This window comes from Actinomyces sp. S6-Spd3, assembly GCF_000758755.1.
Lineage (GTDB): Bacteria > Actinomycetota > Actinomycetes > Actinomycetales > Actinomycetaceae > Pauljensenia.
Window position 1 is genome coordinate 118068 of the sequence record NZ_JRMV01000276.1, and the last position, 18902, is coordinate 136969.

16 protein-coding genes are annotated in these 18902 nt (G+C 57.7%); 6 read left to right on the top strand and 10 right to left on the bottom strand.

Annotated elements, in window-relative coordinates; all coding sequences use genetic code 11:
- Positions 1 to 102: 102 nt before the first annotated feature.
- Complete coding sequence (locus HMPREF1627_RS05715; protein WP_034501875.1) at positions 103 to 1971, bottom strand: cation:proton antiporter; 1869 nt, start codon at positions 1969 to 1971, stop codon at positions 103 to 105.
- Positions 1972 to 2045: 74 nt separating this feature from the next.
- Here HMPREF1627_RS05715 and HMPREF1627_RS05720 point away from each other — a divergent pair, with 74 nt between their 5' ends.
- Genes HMPREF1627_RS05720 through HMPREF1627_RS05730 form a run of 3 tightly spaced genes read left to right on the top strand, consistent with a single transcriptional unit; the run spans position 2046 to position 5423 of the window.
- Positions 2046 to 2651, top strand: coding sequence for a methylated-DNA--[protein]-cysteine S-methyltransferase (locus HMPREF1627_RS05720; RefSeq protein ID WP_052040860.1), 606 nt, complete (start codon positions 2046 to 2048; stop codon positions 2649 to 2651).
- Between the two features lie 58 nt (positions 2652 to 2709).
- Positions 2710 to 3861: a hypothetical protein gene (locus HMPREF1627_RS05725; protein ID WP_034501877.1), complete on the top strand. Its 1152-nt coding sequence runs from the start codon at positions 2710 to 2712 to the stop codon at positions 3859 to 3861.
- On the top strand, positions 3858 to 5423 hold the full coding sequence (locus HMPREF1627_RS05730) for an AAA family ATPase (protein ID WP_158705814.1): 1566 nt from the start codon (positions 3858 to 3860) through the stop codon (positions 5421 to 5423). The genes HMPREF1627_RS05725 and HMPREF1627_RS05730 overlap by 4 nt, the downstream gene beginning before the upstream one ends.
- A gap of 27 nt (positions 5424 to 5450) precedes the next feature.
- Here HMPREF1627_RS05730 and HMPREF1627_RS05735 read toward each other — a convergent pair whose 3' ends face one another.
- The 4 genes from HMPREF1627_RS05735 to HMPREF1627_RS05750 form a co-directional block, all read right to left on the bottom strand.
- Complete coding sequence (locus tag HMPREF1627_RS05735) at positions 5451 to 6785, bottom strand: membrane protein (RefSeq protein WP_034501881.1); 1335 nt, start codon at positions 6783 to 6785, stop codon at positions 5451 to 5453.
- Between the two features lie 137 nt (positions 6786 to 6922).
- Entirely contained in the window at positions 6923 to 8263 is a 1341-nt protein-coding gene (locus tag HMPREF1627_RS05740; RefSeq protein ID WP_034501883.1) for a membrane protein, read from the bottom strand.
- The gene (locus HMPREF1627_RS05745) at positions 8260 to 9000 is read right to left on the bottom strand and encodes a nitroreductase (protein WP_034501886.1); all 741 of its coding nucleotides are present in this window, start codon (positions 8998 to 9000) and stop codon (positions 8260 to 8262) included. The genes HMPREF1627_RS05740 and HMPREF1627_RS05745 overlap by 4 nt, the downstream gene beginning before the upstream one ends.
- A 449-nt stretch (positions 9001 to 9449) precedes the next feature.
- Positions 9450 to 10496, bottom strand: coding sequence for a threonine aldolase family protein (locus HMPREF1627_RS05750; protein ID WP_034501888.1), 1047 nt, complete (start codon positions 10494 to 10496; stop codon positions 9450 to 9452).
- 109 nt (positions 10497 to 10605) lie between these two features.
- On the opposite strand from HMPREF1627_RS05750, the gene HMPREF1627_RS05755 reads away from it, so the two are divergent.
- Entirely contained in the window at positions 10606 to 11478 is an 873-nt protein-coding gene (locus HMPREF1627_RS05755) for a class I SAM-dependent methyltransferase (RefSeq protein WP_034501890.1), read from the top strand.
- Positions 11479 to 11544: 66 nt separating this feature from the next.
- On the opposite strand, the gene HMPREF1627_RS05760 is transcribed toward HMPREF1627_RS05755, so the two are convergent.
- The 3 genes from HMPREF1627_RS05760 to hemQ are packed head-to-tail and all read right to left on the bottom strand — an operon-like array spanning position 11545 to position 15114.
- A complete protein-coding gene (locus HMPREF1627_RS05760; RefSeq protein WP_034501892.1) occupies positions 11545 to 12144 on the bottom strand; it encodes a uracil-DNA glycosylase family protein in 600 nt (199 codons plus the stop codon).
- A 60-nt stretch (positions 12145 to 12204) separates the two neighbouring features.
- Positions 12205 to 12885, bottom strand: a complete 681-nt coding sequence (locus tag HMPREF1627_RS05765) for a DNA-3-methyladenine glycosylase I (protein WP_034501895.1) — start codon at positions 12883 to 12885, stop codon at positions 12205 to 12207.
- Between the two features lie 18 nt (positions 12886 to 12903).
- Positions 12904 to 15114 (bottom strand): hydrogen peroxide-dependent heme synthase, encoded by a 2211-nt coding sequence (gene hemQ / locus HMPREF1627_RS05770; protein ID WP_034501896.1) that lies wholly within the window; start codon positions 15112 to 15114, stop codon positions 12904 to 12906.
- 155 nt (positions 15115 to 15269) lie between these two features.
- Here hemQ and HMPREF1627_RS05775 point away from each other — a divergent pair, with 155 nt between their 5' ends.
- The gene (locus HMPREF1627_RS05775; RefSeq protein ID WP_034501897.1) at positions 15270 to 16412 is read left to right on the top strand and encodes an ADP-ribosylglycohydrolase family protein; all 1143 of its coding nucleotides are present in this window, start codon (positions 15270 to 15272) and stop codon (positions 16410 to 16412) included.
- Positions 16413 to 16553: 141 nt separating this feature from the next.
- Here the strand turns inward: HMPREF1627_RS05775 and HMPREF1627_RS10185 are convergent, their stop codons facing one another.
- Together HMPREF1627_RS10185 and HMPREF1627_RS05785 are read right to left on the bottom strand one after the other, a co-directional pair.
- Positions 16554 to 17198 carry a DUF4230 domain-containing protein gene (locus HMPREF1627_RS10185; RefSeq protein ID WP_081940770.1) on the bottom strand — a complete coding sequence of 215 codons (645 nt, stop codon included), beginning with the start codon at positions 17196 to 17198 and terminating at the stop codon, positions 16554 to 16556.
- 155 nt (positions 17199 to 17353) lie between these two features.
- Positions 17354 to 17671, bottom strand: coding sequence for a heavy metal-binding domain-containing protein (locus HMPREF1627_RS05785; protein WP_034501898.1), 318 nt, complete (start codon positions 17669 to 17671; stop codon positions 17354 to 17356).
- Between the two features lie 131 nt (positions 17672 to 17802).
- Here HMPREF1627_RS05785 and HMPREF1627_RS05790 point away from each other — a divergent pair, with 131 nt between their 5' ends.
- Positions 17803 to 18849, top strand: coding sequence for an alpha/beta hydrolase (locus HMPREF1627_RS05790; RefSeq protein WP_034501899.1), 1047 nt, complete (start codon positions 17803 to 17805; stop codon positions 18847 to 18849).
- Positions 18850 to 18902 lie beyond the last annotated feature (53 nt).

Here is an 18902-nt window from a genome sequence, read left to right on the forward strand (position 1 = left end):
GGATTCCTTCGACCGTTATTTGCTGACCTTTTTAAGGCTAACAAAATCACTGGTGGGGCGATATGGGGGATTCCCCTGGTTTACTTTGGGTGAAACTCGGGGCTAGTGGTCGCTGGACTTTCCCGAAACCAAGAGGATTTCTTCATTATCGAGGCGGGCGAGGGCGCCCTCGAGGGCCGCTGAAGAGAAGATTCCCTCATCGCGAGCCTGAAGAAGAGCGTCACGCTGAGCGTGAATGGCTTCAAGAGCCAGTTCGCGAATCTGATCGCGCGTGAAGGAACGCTCGACTTCCTCTCCGCTCATTTCCACGGGAGTGGCCTCGTTTTCCCCATCGGTGTCAGGGAGAGGCTCGCTCACAGCCCCCGAAGAAGGAGAAGATTGCAGGTCGACAACATTGCCCAGGCGTGACAGGGTTCGTGAAACTCCAGCAGACAAGAGTGTCTGAGCATCAACCTCCTTGATTGCTTGTGCCAGAGCCGTATCCACGAGTGCGGAACTCATGACCTGTCGAAGTTCTTCGCGTTCTTCTTCACTGATATCGGCAGAGGCCATCTTGGGCTTGATCAAGCGGATCAGCCACGGCAGCGAAAGCCCTTGAATAACCAGCGCACCAGATGCGATGAAGAGGGCGATCGTCAGAAGGAAGGACCGCATGGGCGCTGCGGCGGAAATCGTTTGTGCTGCGGCAAGAGTGATGGCTCCGCGCATCCCAGACCAGATAATGACGCTGGCTTCACGCGGCCCAAGCGGCTCTTTTTCAAAGTAATCAATGTCGGATCGGCGCACTGCGTGTTGCCTCTCGGCAATTTTGAGGCGGCGTCGCCAGCGGGCCATGGTTTTGATCCACTGTTCTTCGCTGAGGTTTCGGCTTGCCAGAACCTCGCTGTCCACGGTGCAGGCCTGCGCCATTCGCTGCGCGAAGGCTTCGAGGCGCCCAGCCTGGGCCTCGTAGCGCCTCTTTCGGTGCTTGCTGCGATGGTCGAGCCAAGTGAGCATGAGTGCGATGAAGAGTGCGCGGATCACCATGATCAGGCTGCCTGCAATGACGGCGATCACGGCGGCTCGTACCAATCCACCGCCGTCTCCATCGGCGTCTTCGATGATGCCAAAAGCTTGAAGGCCCATAGCCAAGAAGATCCCACTCTCAAGCATGAGAGTCATGGTCGACCAATTTTGCTGCGAAAAACGCCTATTTTGCGCAGAAATCATGCCTGCGCGACGACCGGAAACGACAAGCCCAGCAACGACTGCGGCAACCAATCCAGAGCCGCCCACGTGCTCGGCGGGGATCGAAGCAATGAAAGGCATTGCGAAGGAAAAGACCGTATCTGTCGACGGATCTTTGATGATCGAACGGATCCGAACGCCCACTTCGCCGACGATTAAACCGACAACAATGGCGATGCCAAGAGCAACGAGGACGCGCCCCGTGAGGAGTGCGGGATTGAGAGCGTCGTTGTCGGAGGCAAGACCCGCGTTCATCGCCGCAGCAAGAAGCACCAGTGAAGTGGCGTCGTTGAAAAGGCCTTCGCCTTCAAGCACTGTAATGATGCGGTGCGAGACGCCGCTGCGCTTGGCAATAGTGATGGCGACCGCGTCGGTGGGAGATAAAACGGCTCCCAGCGCTACGCCCCACGCCAGTGAAATCTGCGGAACCATCCAGTTAATGAGGAAACCAATGGCGAATGAGGAGATAAACACCAGCGGAATAGCAAGCATTGCCACGGCTTGCATTTCTCGGCGGAAATCCATCGTTGGCATACGCACAGCCGCTGAAAATAGCAGGGGTGGAAGAATAATTTCCAAGATGATGTGCGGCGCGATTTCGATGGCTCCAACCTGTGGGAGGAAACCGATCGCAAGTCCAACGCCGAGCAGGATCAGTGGTGATGCGACGCCAACTTTGGGGGCAATAAACTGCGAGGCCACAATAATGAGCATCCCCAACAGCGCGATCATCAACGGTTCCATACATATAGTTTACGGGGGACGCATGTATATGTCTGGGGCGTGCATATCCGTCGCCGCTGTGCCAGTCTGTGAGCATGCGTATTGCGAGCATCGCGAAGGACTCCGAGCTGGCGCTGTGTTCCTTCGACACTGAACTTGGCGCTATTACCTGCGCTGCCTCCGGTGGAGCCTTAAGCGCGCTGTGGATGAGCGGGCAGCGCTTCTTTGGTTACCCTTTTGGGATTTCCGAGGCCAAGGCCTCCTCCCACGTTCCACTCTCCATCCGGGGTGACTTGCACGCGTGGACACCAGACGGTAGCACAGTCAGCGATCAGAATGCCGCCGTCTTGGAACAGGCCTACCAGTGGACGCAGGACTTTCTCGCGGGTGCAAACCCCGATCATTTCGCGATTCCCCTGGCAACCTATGGAACGGACTTCCAGCTGCGGGTGTGGAACGCACTTCTGGATATCCCCTATGGAGAGTGCGTGACCTACTCGGATCTCGCTCGAAAGGTCGGCTCACCGCGCGCGTACCAGGCGGTTGGGAGCGCGGTTGGGCACAACCCACTCTCGCTCATCGTCCCCTGTCACCGCGTGGCCTCGGCCTCGGGCCAGGTCCACTACGGAGGAGGACCGGCGCGCAAGCTTTACTTACTCTCACTGGAGTCGGGCGAAGGTATAATAAACAGCCATCATTGACGTACGTAAGAATCTACGTATAATTACACGTAAGATTTCACGTACTTTGGAGGGTGTTATGGCGCTCAAGCCTATCGAACCACAGCCCGGCAGCGACCGAGACCCGGCCAACTTCGTCGGCCGTCACGAGGTGAGTACCCGAGCGCGCCAACGCCTCCAAGTAGGAGCAAACCTCCTCCTGACAGACCCAAGGCGCATGGGCAAGACCTTCTGGATGCACGCTTTCGCGGCACAAGAAAAACGCTTCCACTGCTACTTCATCGACTACGAAGGCGTATTCACGGTCAACGACTTCCTGATCCGCACCGCCGATGCACTCATTCAGGGCGGAAAGCTTCCCTCACGGGCATTCCAAAAACTTAAAACCATCTTCGATAACTGCGATATCGAGATCTCAAGCCCCATCACCATTAAGAGCTATCACCGTCAAACATCTCCACACGTCCTACTCACCGACATTCTCAGCACCCTCGACGGGGAAGAAAACGACATTATTCCACTGGTCATGATGGATGAAGTCCCCATGGCGGTGAATAACATTGCCGAGCGCGAAGGAGTAGGAGCTGCCGAAGAAATCCTCCAAACCCTGCGCGCACTTCGTCAAAAGACCACACGAGTCCGATGGATTGTCACAGGATCGATCGGCTTCCATCACGTCCTCAGTAAAGCCAACATGACCCAGGGAGTCTTGAACGATCTTGAATCATTACCACTGGGTCCGCTCACCCATGACGAGGCCGACGAACTTGCACGCCGCCTGCTCCTAGGAGTTGGACATGAGCCCAGCGACGAGGTCTCACGCGCACTTGTCGACGTGAGCGGGGGGATCCCATTCCTCCTACATAAGCTCGTGGGAGCGCTCGCGCACGGCCGCTATGCCACATTTACGCCCAGCGATGTCCGCGTATGCTTCGAAGATTTCATTGACGACCCAGACGAATTCCGTTGGTTCGAGCACTACCTCACTCGCGTCGCACCGCATTACGGTGAGCGAGCACGCATCGCGGATCAGATTCTGCAAGAGACTCTGTCTGAGACGAATGAGTGGGTCCCCATCGATTCTTTGACTCCAGGTGAGAAGGTAGCCGACGTCATTGAAGATCTCATCAAGGATCACTATTTGGAGCGCCGAGGCCGCTCAGTTCGTTGGCGTTATCCCGCACTCCAATACATTTGGGCGCGTAAGAAGGGGGTATGGGACCGCCGATGAGTACCGTTCCGCTTGCCTGCTTTACTCCCTCACTCATGCCTGAGGAGGTTCTCGAGCGCGTGTGTGTCGCACGTGAACCGGTTCTCAAGACCCTCGAGAAGCGCGTGAAAAAGCTTGGACACACACCGAGCCCCAACCACACTCTTCTCGTTGGCCCTCACGGAGTGGGCAAAACGCACGTCATTTCCTTGGCTTATCACCGCTGCACACGGCTCATTGCCAGCCAAAATGATCCTTCTGTCCGTATCGCTCGCCTTCCCGAGGCCCCATGGACGATCACGTCATATGGGCGCCTTCTTGCTGCGATTCTCGATCGGGTTTCCCCCGCCGCTACGAGAAACACGGATGAGTCAACCCTAGAAGCACAGCTTCGCGACGCCCTGCGAACCTACGGACCTATTGTGGTCTTCGCTGAAAACGTTGACCATATCTTTGTTGCTCTTGGAGAAGATGGACAGCAAAAACTGCGAAGCTTTCTTCAAACCGAGACGAGAATCCTCATCATTGGAAGCGCCGCTCGTCTCGATCGCAGTCTTTCTGAGTCCGCTTCACCTTTCTTCGGATTCTTCGACACGATTCGGCTCGCGCCCTTCTCCCCTGAAGACGCGCGCGAAATGCTCACTTCTTTGGCGCGAGAATCAGACAATTCGGAACTAGCCGATCATCTTTCATCCACTGAAGCGATGGCTAGCATCCACGCAATCACACACCTCACGGGCGGCACGCCTCGAGTGTGGGCAGTGCTGGGAAATGCGCTGAACACCGCAGGTTTTACCGATCTGAAAACTTTACTTCTTACATGTCTTGACAGCTTCACACCCTATTACTATGAGCAGCTGGCTCAGCTCTCTCCGTTACAGCGCCTCGTGATCTCTGAACTTGCCGCAGCCAACCGTCCGCTCCCAGTTAAAGATCTTGCTGAGCGTGTGGGTGCAGAACAGCGCTCTGTGGCTAAAGCGGTGAGCGACCTCAGCGAACGAGGGTGGACGAAACCCGTTTCTACTGTTTTCACGGATCTACTTGACCAGCGCCGTAGCTACTACGACTTCGTAGACCCTCTTACCCGGATCATTCTTCAGCTCAAGGATTCGGACACGCTTTTATTGCCTCGCATCGTGATTTTCCTTGAGACATGGTTTGGCACCGAAGGACTGACCGCCTCTTCCTCGTTTGAATTGCTTGGAGCGGTCGAAGATGCACTCGCATCGGCTGCACAGGGGGACGCGGAGCCGATGATGGCACTCCCCAGCACCGCGCGCGAGGCGATCGAACTCAAAGTGTGTGATGTGGAGGGGATTTCCTCGGCACGCCTGAATCTCCTTGCGAAAGCCGCGAAAAGGGCCGATCTTCTTCCCTCCAAAGACATCATCGAATGGGTCGCCCGCGCGGAACGTCTTGACCAGGAACTCCAATCCCCCCAAAGCCGGCTCACGTTGGTACGTTGGCTTGCCGCCTTAGGGAACTTTGACGAGGCCGAGGCCGCCTTGGGGACGATTACTTCCACACAGGAGGCTCAGGAAGGCGCGCGGGCACTGAGCGACGCTCACCAAGCCCGCGACTAGCACATCTAAAGCCAGCCCAAGACGCAACTACTTGTTCTCGGTAGAGTTCGGTAAGGCCTCGGCAATCTGCTGCGCAACCAAGTCCTCGTCGACGGGAAGCTGAGTGCGCGCATAGGCGGCGGCGTCATCTTGGGCATCGACAATTTCCTCAGCAACCGAACTGGCATCACGGCGCAATTCGACACCGTCAACGACGGAAGCACGCGCAAGCGTACGGGCCTCTAACCGGTCCTCGTCCGTGAACTCGAGATCATCAGCATGCTTTCGAACAAGAAGGCGAATAAGCTTGCGGCGCAGGTTTTCCTCGCGCAGGACTGCAGAACGCTCACGCAGCCAGCCGACTGCCAAAATAATTAGCAGAACAACACCCAACCAACCGATGACCGGATACATAACCCCGATCAGCTTCTTGAATCCCATGAACGAAGCCGCGTAGCCCGCTGCTACTACTCCGATGAGCACCAGACGCATTCGTGAGGTCGACCCGCCAGAAAAACGACGAGCTGTCGAATAGAACAGGGAAAAAGCGGTGTTGTAGATCAGCGCAAAAATCACAAGGGTATATCCGAAAGCGAATAGCGGATGAATCGAGCGTGCTATCTCAAGAGCCGGGACGTTTACATCCCAGATACGATCCACGTTCAGATACAGAGCAAGCGCATCCGCACCGAGGACAAGGGCGATCAGCAAGCCACCGATACGACCGGCACGACGCGCCTCACCAATGCGCAAGATTGAGCCACCGAGGACGAAGGCCATTGCAATACCACAGACAACACACAGCGCGAAATAGTTAATCGTCGCCAGCCACAGATTCGGCAGTGCGGGAGTGACATTACGCGCGGCTGCGTCAAGTTCAGCAATGCCCGCATGCGGAGTCACCAATGAATAAATGGTCAAAACGGCAATCGCAATCATAATGATGGGCGTGAACACCCCGATCACATTCATAATCCGGTCGAAGTCCAGGAAAGCCGTAAGAATGACAAGCAGGGCACACAGTAAGCTGCCCGCCCAAGTAGGCACTCCGAATTGCTGCTGGAGGTTCGCACCGGCCCCTGCCAGCATCACGAAGCCCGTAGTGAAGGCAGAGAAAATCAGCACCACATCAATGACGCGACGCAAAACGGGATGAGTGATGCGTTCGAAGACCTCGTCGTGATTGTCTGAGCGAAAGTACGAGCCAAGCTGCAGGGCAACGACGCCGAAAATCACGTTCAGCACACCCAAGGCTACGATTCCGATCAAACCCTTGGCGCCAAAAGCAAGGAAATATTGCAGGAGATCTTGGCCGCTGGCCAAACCTGCGCCGACTATCACTCCCACATATGCAAAAGCCACCGAGAGGTATTTCTTAGTCATTGTCTTCTTCCGATTGCCAATAAATATCACGGCCAAGGCCTATTTTCACCGTACAGGGTGAACTACTAGGCCGCAGAATTATGTCGATTGAATCACAAAAGAAGAAAGAAAGCTACGAGTTCGTTCGAATGGGGAAACTACTTGCTGTCCGTGGAATCCGGCAAGGCCTCGGCAATCTGCTGCGCAACCAAGTCCTCGTCGACGGGAAGTTGAGTGCGCGCATAGGCGGCGGCGTCATCGTGGGAAGCGACGATCTGTTCCGCAATCGAGTCGGCGTCGCGGCGCAGCTGCGTTCCTTCGACGACCGAGGCACGGGCGAGTGTCTGCACCTCGGCGCGGTCCGCATCTGTGTACTCAAGGCCATCGGCATGCTTGCGCACCTGCACGCGGATCAGCTTGCGACGCAGATTTTCTTCGCGGATTACCGAGGCGCGGCGGTGCAGCCACGCGATCGCAAGGACCACGAGGAGTGCAATCCCCAGGTAGCCGATGATCGGATACATGCCGCCAACCAATTTCTTAAATCCCAGCAGGGAGTTCGCATAACCCGCAGCGGTCACCCCTGTCAGAATCACTCGCATGCGCTGATCCGAACCGCCAGAGAAGCGTCGAGCCGTTGAGTAGAACAGGGAAAAGACCGTGTTGTAGATCAGCGCGAAAATGATGAGCGTATACAAGAGCGCGAAAGCCGGATGAATGCGCCGGGCGATCTCCAACGTCGGCACTCCCACATCCCAGATGCGATCCATGTTGAGGAAAAGCGTCACCGCATCGGCTGCAATAACGAGAGCAATCAGCGCACCGCCCAAGCTCCCGGCCTTGCGTGCCACATCGATGCGCAGGACGGAACCTCCCAAAACGAAAGCCATCGCAATACCGTTGACCACGCAGAGTGCGAAGTAGTTGATTGTCGAGAGCCACAAGTTCGGAAGCGCAGGGGTAACATTCTGCGCGGCAGCGTTGAGCTCGGTGATGCCTGGATGCGGGCGCGCAAGCGAGTAGATCGTCAAAATACTGATGGCAACAATGATCATCGGGGTGAAGACACCGATGACTTTCATGATGCGATCAAAATCAAGGAAGGCAGTGACGACAACCAAAACCGCGCAGATCGCACTTCCCGCCCATGCCGGGATTCCAAACTGTTGTTCCAGGTTCGCTCCCGCGCCAGAGAGCATGACGACGCCCATCGCGAAGCCCGAAAAGACCAGAACGACGTCAATCACGCGACGAACCAGTGGCGGGGCTATGCGCTCAAAGACTTCGTCGTGATCGCCTGATCGGTAGTAGGACCCAAGCTGCAGGGCCACAACGCCGAAGACAATGTTGAGGACACCCAGGACGGCAATGCCAATCAGGCCCTTCGCTCCGAAAGAAAGGAAGTACTGCAGAAGGTCTTGACCACTGGCAAGGCCCGCACCAATGACGACGCCAACGTAAGCGAATGCGACAGAAAGGTACTGTTTGGGCCCGCTCACTTCCCCTCGAGGAGCTGGATCGGCGGACGGGGCGCGTTCACATGGTTGATTGGGGCCTCGCTATCTGCGTAGCCCAAGCAGAAACCGGTGATCAGCTTGTAGTGCTGGGGAATCTCAAACTCCTGCTCGACCGGGCCACGCCAAGCCGAGAGCACACCGATTGCACACGAGTCGACGCCGTGAGCTTTCGCTGAAAGGAACAATGTTTGGAGCATGAGGCCGGCGTCCATTGCGCTCCACGGGAGCATGTCTTCGTGAACAAAAACGAAGCCCATGACGGGGGCGTTGAAAGCGGAGACGTTGCGGCGGTTCGCGTTGTCACGCCCCTCGTAGTCGCGGCGCTCAACGCCGTATGCTCCGTAGACCAGTTTCGCGACCTCGACCTGAGGGGCTCGAAGCTCCTTCGGGTAAGGCTTCCAGACTGGGAAATCTCCATCGGGAAGTTCGCGCTTGAGTGCAGTTTTGATCGTTGCAAAGCGCTTGTGGTGCTGGATATCCAAGGTCTGGTTGAAACGTCGCACATATTCTTTGCGCAGGCGATCGGCGCGCTCCCCTGTTGCCAATGCAACGCGGAAGGCACGAGTGTTGGACCAGCTGGGGGCTGTTGTCGCGTCCTTGAGGAGTGCGTCCAGGATGTCCTGTGGAATCTGCTGATCCGTGTATGCGCGGATTGAGCGGCGCGAGGCCGCGAGTGCGGAGAAGTCAGGGGCAGCGAAATCGGTAGCGTCGGTTGTCACTGTTCAAGCGTAGCGTGCTTGTGTCAGTTGGAGCCTTTCGATGCGAGTTCGTTCCGTTTGCTGCCTGTCTCGATGGGAGCTCGTTCCGTTTGCTGCCTGTCTCGATGGGAGCTCATTCCACGCGACGCTCCCGCACCTTCCCTGCCCTTTTTGTCACACGAAGTCGTGAAAAGACATGCGTTATAAGCCATGACATTTACCGACTTCATATGGAGGGAGCGACCAGATGCTGCCTCGGGAAGAACGGAGGGCCAAACTGCATGTGGAGGGAGTGGAAACGAGCCGGCAGTCAGCTCAGCTGGGCAACCTCATCCCGCCTAACACACGAAGTCACGAAAAGACACACGCTATAACGCATGACATTTACCGACATCATGTGGAGGGAACGGATCCCGGGTGCGGTGCCGAGCGCGCCTCACGTGGAGGGAGCGCAACAGGCGTGGCGGCTATCAGGCCAGCGCGGCCTCGAAAGCTTTGATGTCCTCTTCAGGAGTTCCCCACGAGGTACAGAAGCGCGCCAAGAGACGACCATCGGGAAGGGTCTCCCAAATGCCGTATTGCACCTTGCGCGAGAGCCGTTCATGTCCGGCCTGATCCAAGGCGACAAAGGTCAGGTTCGTCGGCGAGTCCATCGTGACGACATAACCCGCGCGGATCAGAGCCTCACGGATTCGCTTAGTGGCGGCAACGCCGGGAGCACCCAAAGTCAGGTAGAGGTCATCCTCAAACAAGGCCTCGAACTGGACACCCAAGAGGCGGCCCTTCGCAAGCAGCGCACCATGCTGCTTCATCTGCGTAACGAATTGACGGATCGACCCACCGTCGGGGATGACGACGGCCTCGCCGAAAAGGGTTCCGCACTTGGTACCGCCGATGTAGAACACATCCGACAGGCGCGCGACGTCCGCGAGTGAAACATCATTTGCCGGCGATGCAAGGGAATAGGCCAGACGGGCGCCGTCGACGAAAAGCTTCAAGCCACGCTCGCGGCATGCGGCGGAAATGTCCTCGAGTTCTTGAAGCGAGTACAGGGTCCCGTACTCGGTGGGCTGGGAAATGTAGACAAGCGCGGGGGCGATCATATGGTCGCGCGCGCCATCGCCTTCCCACGCGTCGCAAACGCGGATGACGTTTGCGGCCGTGATCTTGCCTTCTTTCGCGGGAATGTCGAGGATCTTGTGGCCACCGCGCTCAACAATGCCCGCCTCGTGCATGTTGATGTGTCCGGTGTGAGGCGCGATCACGCCCTGCCACGGCAGCAAGATCGCGTCAATGACGGTGGCGTTTGTTTGGGTTCCGCCGACGAGGAAGTGGACGTCCGCATTGGGCGCGTCGCAGGCCGTGCGGATCAGGTCGCGCGCACGCTCGCAGTGGTCGTCGGTACCGTAACCACTTGTTTGCTCCATGTTGGTGGCGACCAGGGCATCGATGACCTCTTGACGCGCGCCTTCTTGATAGTCACTGGAGAAATTCGGGATTACAGCTGGATTCGTCATTGCACAATTATTGCACGCTTTTTACTTTGAGAATAAGGCACCGAGCACACACCACACCTATCATGGTGAAAAGGTAATGACGCCGCCAGACCGCTAAAGGACACTACTCATGCCGCATGACAACAGTCCGCATCCCGCTTCGATCAACCGAGATTCCAAAGACTACTGGAACAAACGTGCGGCGACTTTCACCCGTTACGCGACCGAGGACTACGAACTCTGGCTCATGGACTTACTCTCCCCCGCGATGGGCGAGACGATCTTGGACATGGGCTGCGCGACGGGCACACTTGCGCTTCCCCTTGCGAGGGCCGGCCACCACGTCCACGCCTGCGACTTTGCCGAGGCCATGCTGGCTATCCTCGATCAGCGCGCCACCGCCGAGAATCTTCCTATTACCTCGCATCTGCTTGCCTGGGATGAGGACTGGAGTCTGGCCGGTTTGGGAGAGAACAGCGTCGACTGCGCTTTCGCTTCACGCTCCCTGATGAGCGATCACACTCTCAGCCGCATCTCAAAGCTTGACGCCACAGCGAGAGTCAAAGCCGCCGTAGTCGTCCCGAATAGCCTTCCGCCATCGTCGGATCCCAGGCTCTTGACCTACCTGGGTCGCAAAGCGAAGCGCCCCAGTACCGTCCCCGAGGTCTTGCGCGCGCTGCGTTACCTCGGCCGCATTCCAGTCACTGCAACGATGAATACCTATCGACCGATGCGCTTCAATTCCTTTGACGAGGCCAGGGCTGACCTGCGTCGTTTGGCACGCCCTGAGCCTTTCACTGCGCGTGAGCAACGTTTGTTCGATGCCTATGCACGCGATCATTTCATTGAGGTTCCAGCAGTGCAGACTAAGAGCGATCTTCCTGACGATCACAGCGATTCTCCTCAAACACATTCACCCCAGACACAGTGGGTTTTGAATTACCCACTCCCCGTTGTCTGGACGTTCATTGGCTGGCGCACGAACGGAAGCGAGTGGGAGTAAAAATCGTGGATAAAGATTTCCCCAAAGACACCACTGCCTTCGGGGAAACAGAACTCGCTAAGAAAGTCACTTCATAATCTGCGCGACAAGCTCTTGCAGATCCGGAATGACGGTCTCGTTAAACCACGGGTTCTTCTTCATCCAGATTTGGTTACGAGGCGAGGGGTGCACGAGCGGGAAGAACTCGGGCAGGTAGTCGCGGTAGTCCTTGACGACCTGCGTGAGCGAGACCGAGGACTTGAGCTGCAGATAGCGCTTCGTCGCGTAGGAGCCGACCAGAATAGTGAGCTTCAGGTCAGGCATGAGCTCGAGCAGACGCGGGTGCCACTTGTCCGCGAAGCCTTTGCGCGGGGGCAGGTCACCGCTCTTTCCGGTGCCCGGGAAGTAGAAGTCCATGGGGACAATGGCCAGCTTCCCCGAGTTATAGAAGGTATCGCGATCGATCCCCATCCATTCGCGAAGACGATCACCGCTTCGGTCGTTCCAGACGATTCCGCTTTCCTCGGCAACGCGGCCGGGAGCTTGGCCGACGATCATGATCCGACATTCGGGTCCAGCGAAGAAGAGTGGGTCGATACCGCGCTTTGTAAACGAGGCGTTTTCCGGATCCCTCCGAATTTCCTCTGCGATTGCTTTAAACCTCGGATCAGTAATCTCTGGAGTCATATTTTCACTCTAGACCCGTTTCTATTCACCTGCAGCAGCCTCTATAAAAACTGGGCCCCTTTAATTCAACGGCCGCTTCCACGTTCCCAAGATGTCAGTGTTGACAATCCCGATCGCACTCATCAAAGCCAGTGCGGTCACCGGGCCAATGAAGACGAAGCCTCGACGTTTGAGCTGGGCTGAGAGAGCACGAGATTCTTCCGTTTGGGCGGGCACTTCCCCAGCATTTTTGGGCAGAGGATGCTGGCTAGGTTGATAGAGCCAGACGAGTTCGCCCAAGTGTCGCGGATAGGATTGCCGAGGCCGTAGCAGGTGCGCAAGCGGCGCCTCCCCCACACGCCCAGCGCGGTGCGCGTCAGCTTCGGCGGTTAGAGCACCGCGAAGCGCAATAACTGCCTGCGCGTTGGTAATTGCCGCCTCGATCTTCCGCTTATTTCGCACGATGCCCGCGTCCTGCATCAAGCGCTTGCGGTCTTGATCGCTGAAGGCAGCAACGGCCTCGGGAATGAAGGATGCGAAGGCAGTGCGGAAGGCTTCGCGTTTCTTGAGGATCGTTGACCACGAAAGGCCGGATTGAAAGCTCTCAAGGACGAGGCGTTCAAAGACGCCTTGCTCGGAAGTGACCGGACTTCCCCACTCGTTGTCGTAGTACTCGCGCAAGAGCGGGTCCGTAGCCGCCCAGGTCGGGCGGACACGGCCGTCTTCGCAGGCAACGAGGCCTTCAGGAAGAGTCACGGTCATCTCCTCAAGCGGTGCAGATTACGCCCTCGGCTGGCGCTCTGCCCACTCCTGCAGGCTCACGCGGGGACCGGTGAAGAAGGGGGTGTCCTCGCGCACGTATAGACGAGCCTCGGTGTAGCGCTGGGCGTGCATGACGCCCTCAAGACGGTCCAGGCTGTCGGCCTCGAAAGCCAAAACCCACTCGTAGTCGGAGAATCCGAAGGCCGACAGGGTCGAGCCCTTGACATCGGGGTACTGCGAGAAGCCGTTCCGCCCGTGCTCGGCCATGATCCGCGAGCGCTCTTCGGGAGCCTTCAAGTACCAGTCGTAGGAGCGCACGAAGGGGTAGACCATCGCCCAATCACGCGGCGCAACCCCACCAAAGCACGCAGGAATATGGCGCTTGTTGAACTCGGCGGGAGTGTGCAGACCCATGCAAGACCACACGGGCTCAAGGAACTTCCCCAGCGCGCTGGCACGCAGGCGGTGGTAGGCGTCTTGCAAGACCTCGGGGTCATCATCAAGCCACCACACCATCAGGTCCGCCTCGGCGCGGAAGCCGGACACGTCATAGAAACCGCGGATTTCTGCGCCCGCGCTCTTCACGTAGTCCAGGGATTCAGCAACAATATTGGCGCGCTCGCTATCATCAGCCGGCAAGAACTCGCCCAATGCAAACACGGAATACAGCGCGTAGTGCTGCTTACCGTTGACCTGGTCCAAGTCAATATCGGTCCGGTCGCGCGGGTCAGGAACGTAGGAGTGCGCGGCATGGTGGTGCGGAGCATGCTCGGCAACGTGTTCGGGCGCAGGCTCAGAGTGAGCGCTATTTTCGGCATTTTCAGCGGACTGTGCCGCACGACGGTTCAAGAACGCCATTGATTCCTCCTGTTGTATGGCGGATTGACCGGCGACTCGAGCAGGGCCGTCGGAAGAAAGTGGAGCATGCGGGCTTGCATGTTGAGTGCCCGCTTCTGCAGAGTGCTCAGAATGCGCAGGCCGAGCCGGAGCCAAGCAGCAATCCTGGGGGCACACCGTATGGAAAGGCCCCGTACCCGTCACGGTTATGCGGAAGGGGTTTTCTCCCCTCGCTTGAGCCGCGCGTTCTTCCAACACGTCCACCAGCGATGAGACAAACGCGGGGTCCGTAGAGATGGTTTCCGCGCGCTGATACGCAATCCCAAGCTCCGCAGCGGTTTCCTTCGCCTCGGTGTCCAGATCGTAGACAACCTCCATGTGGTCGCAGATAAAGCCGATCGGCACGACAACTACGCCGCTTGGCTTTCCACTTCCCGAGGCCTCGTTTCCTTCCGGCGTTCCCTGGCCTTCCGGGACGATCAGTTCGCGGAGGAAATCGTTGATGTCGGGCTCCAGCCAGCGTGCCTGCGGCGGGCCTGAACGCGAACAAAATGCTAGGTCGTACCCCAATTCCTCGCGTCCCAAGACCCGACGTACTTCCGGCATGATCGCTTGAATCAGTGCATGGTGCTGGGCCACGTAACTAATTTCGGAAGCGGGAGTACCTAGAGATGAGTTTTCTTCAACTTCAAGCTCTTCACTGGCCTCGGTAGCGGGGGAAGAAACAGTCGAAGGGAAGGGGAAGGGAGAGGACCCTTCTTCCATGCTCACGGGGATGGAGTGGGTGACGAAAATCAGTCGGATCCCGTTTGGATCAGCTCCACCCTCGACTAGGGCCGACCATGCGCGCCGGATCGAGGCAATTTCAGCACTGGCCATGCCGGGCGTCGAATAGTAGGGGCGTACCTTATCGACAATGATGTCGGCGCTCGGGTTGTCCGCACTGTCCTCTGTGCCAAGGACGATACTCCCCCACTTTTCGCTGAGGGACTGCGCGGCCTCGGCAAGGTCTTCGCGGTACTGACGGCACCCCGAATACGAGGCGTAGGCGGAGGTTGGCAGCACAAGGATCCGTCGCGCGCCGGCTTGGGCGAGCTCGTCTAGGCCCTCGGCGACGAAGGGATGCCAGTTGCGGTTTCCCCAGCCGACGGGGATGTCATATCCGCGACGTAAAAGCTCAGCGGATATGTCAGCGATCAGGCGTTGATTACAGGCATTAATGGGTGAAACTCCGCCGAAACGCTCGTAGTGCTTCGAGACTTGGAGTAGGCGTTCGTCGGGGATTCCGCGGCCTCGCGTTGCGTTGCGCATGAAGGGGAGGACATCGTCCATGCCGTTGGGGCCACCGTAGGACAGCAGCATGATTGCGTCGTAGGGTTCCAATCCCGGCACTGTGAGGCCTCCTTCGTGGGTAACGTGGCAAGTTTAGGACTGCACGCCCGCCCTTCGCAGCGACAAAGTGTCAGAAAAACGCGAGATTGCGCCGTTTTTACAGGTGTACTGGCCAATCCGGGCACTGTAAAATATTCATGTTCTAAGGAGGATTCATGGACAAACGCGATCGCTACCGCGGCGCACTCATTGGCGAGGCCGCCGGAGACGCCTTGGGCTATACCGTCGAGTTCCTCCGCGAACCACAAATTTTTCAGCGCTTCGGCCCCGCAGGCATTACCGATTACGTCCTTGATGAGCAGGGCGTTGCGCGTTTTTCTGACGATACTCAGATGACCCTCTACACCGCGGAAGGCTTGCTTTTTGCGCATACCCGAGGGGCCTTGCGCGGCATTATGGCCTCGATCAGCTACTACATGTCCTTCATGTATCAGGACTGGTACCGGACGCAAACCGAGGATTTTAGCGAACGCACTCGCTGCGCTTGGGTCAGCGGGTTCCCCGAGCTTTTCGCGCGGCGAGCGCCCGGGACAACGTGCATGACGGCATGCGCCACTGGGGCTAATGGGACTCTTGAATCCCCAATCAACGATTCAAAGGGTTGTGGCGGGATCATGCGCGTTGCGCCGGTCGGCCTCTTTTACTCAAAGAGTTTTTCAAACATGACTCGCCACATGACCTACGCCGATATCCAGCTCCAGGGCGCGGAAATTGCGGCCCTCACTCACGGCCATGAGCTGGGGTGGCTTCCCGCGGGAGCCTTCGCGCAGATTGTGTCGATGATCGTCCACGAGGATTCTCCCCTTCCCGAGGCCGTCGCCGCCGCGAGCGCAACCCTTTCCGAGGCATTCCCCAAGGCGCGGATGATTGGCGCTTTGCAAGAAATCATGGAACGCGCGCTTTCACTGGCTTCGTCTGGGCTCAGCGACCTGGACGCGATCCACGAGCTTGGCGAGGGCTGGGTTGCGGAAGAAACCCTGGCGATCGGGGTCTTGTGTGCGCTGCGCCATCAGGGGGATTTCGCGGGAGCGATCGCCGCGGCCTCGAACCACAACGGCGATAGCGATTCAACCGCCGCGCTCGCGGGCACGATCATAGGTGCACAAATTGGTTACGAGGCAATTCCGCATCGCTTCATTGAGCCGCTTGAACTGCACGAGGCCATTGTTGAAATTGCCGATGACCTATCGACCGGCTGCGGCCACCTCAGCGAGTTCGCACCCCTCGACCGCGCGTGGGCACACAAGTACATCCACCACGACTACGTTCAGTGGAGGCGCGAGGGAAGCAAATACTGAACCCAAGCTGCGCAAGACCTAGCCTCGCTACTTAAGACGACCTGCGCGGCACTCCCTGCCGACAGCGGCGCTCTCCCGACTCTGCCCGAGGCGAATGCAGACGGCGAGCCTTCTCTCGAGAGCTAGCCCCGGCCTCGGCAATCAGTTCTTCGACTCGGCGACGCTTACGCTCACCTCGTAGTCTTTGGCCTCGTCGCCCAAGACTGCCTTGACGTGGCCGGTGACGATTTCGTCCAGACGCTTTTGTGCCTTCTCAAGCAGGCCGCGCTTCACGGCATCCTCGGATGCACGCTTCTCCTCGTTCGCAAGGAAACCGGTGACTTCATTGACTTCGAGGCGGTTTGCCAAGCTAAAGGTCTGGTCGTAGGTCTTGACCGACGAGGGATCGATTTTGGTCGAGATCACCTGGGCTGCCGGCACGGTTACTTTAATGACCTTCTTGCTCTCATCCCGTTCAACCTTGATCGCGCTGATGTCAGTAATGCCGGCTTTCACTTCACCTGAGTAGGTGATGAGGAATGACGCTCCTGTTCCGGGAACCTCCAGGCCAAAAATCTGCGTCCCCTGTTCGGAGTATTTGCCAACCTCAGTGAAGATGTAGGACTCAGTCGCAAGCTCCGCGATATCAGAGAAAGAGTTGGTGATGGTCGTAGTGTCGGTCGTGACCTTCTTGGAATTGAATCCCAAGAATCCCAGGTAGGGAGCCATTTTCATTCCACCGAGGAAGACTAGGGCAATAACGACAAGAGCACCCAGCACTCGAACTAAACCGCGAAGTTTCGCCATGACACAACCACCATTGCTTGTTGATACAGGATTGAATACTGTGCGATTTTACAGAGTTCCCCAAGGAGAAATCAAGGAAGTAGCAAGAATTATCCCCACACCTCGAGCCGCGAGATTGCGCCTGAAGTGCGGGGATTCTTAGTCAATAAATACGCTCAGACCTCAACAGCGGTGCCCGTGGCAATTGCTGCGAGCATTCCATTGTCAGCTCCGGCGGTGAAGTAGTCGACATGCACGCCGACGACCGCGTTCGCGCCCATTGCCTTCGCGCGCTGGCACATCTCGTCGATCGCAGTTTTCGAGGCCTCGGACAGCTCCTCTTCATAGTTCGTGGCCCGGCCACCAAAGAGGTTCGACAAACCCGCGCCGATGTCCTTGAAGAAGTTCACACCCGAGATCGTCTCTCCGGAAACAATTCCGATGTAACGCTTAATGGGCGTTCCTTCAAGGGTTGGGGTCGTAACAGCAATCATGGCAACTCCTTTGTCCAGTTGGTGTCTCAATCCTATCCACCGGTAGCGAAGGCGCATTCGCAGTGCCACACTCGCGGACCTAAAATCGACCATATGAGGTCAACACGCACGAGCTACACGGAACTTCACCGATGAGCACTCCGACCTCACCCACCCCCGAAACCTCAGCGAGCCCGGCGCGACAGCTACGGCCTCGTGGCCGCAGGGGAACGATCGCGCTTGCCGTGGGCACTCTAGTGGCAGCAACCGGCCTGGTCAGCGCAGCAGGATACGAGGCCTATCACGCCTCCGCACCCTCCCCCGCAGTTACCCACCACGAGAAGGCGGACGGGACAACGGTGATCATTCCCGCGGCCTCGGAGAATCCGATTCCCTTGCACGGGCGGATCGACACCGTGGATTATCAGCAGGAATACCAGGGCGTCACCTACAAGAAGCAGGCCTTGGTCTACGTTCCGGCAACATACGTACAGGGAATACCTGCCAATATCGCGTACCTGACTCACGGGTGGATGAGTAGTGCGGAAGAGATGGCAGACGAGGTCTCGCCGGCCATTGATGACCTGGAGCGCAGCGGCACGGTCTCTCCAACAATCGTTGTTTTTGCAACGTACTACCCTGATCGCTCTTTCGTGAACGATGATTTTGAAACGGATTATCAGCTCAATCGCTTCTTTGCGACCAGTGAGATCAACACCTTGATTGACACAATCGAGTCGCGTTACTCTACCTACGCGGGCGGCGACACCACGGATGAATCCTTAAAAGCTAGTCGCGCGCACCGCGCTTTTGGCGGTTTTTCCATGGGCGGGATTACGACCTGGGATGTTTTCGCCCTGAACCCCGACTATTTCTACGGCTATATGCCGATGGCCGGGGAGTCATGGATTGGCCGCGATCATGACGCACCCCTACCCCAGATTGCCGACGAAGTAACCTTGGGGGTGCGCAGCCGCGAGATGGGGCCGCAGGATTTCCGCATTATCGCCAGTGTCGGTTCAGATGATCCTGCTTTGGACGACATGAATCCGCAGCTCGATGAGTTTTACCGCAAGTATCCAACCCTGATGACGCCTCAGAGCTTGCAGGTATGGATCGATGAGGACGGGACGCACTCTCTAGCCTCGGTTTCGCGCCAGCTCAGCCACGCTCTGCCGCTGCTTTTCCCGCGCCAGTAGGCGCGATCGACACCAGCAGGCCGGATTGACACCACTTGGCGACATCGCATACC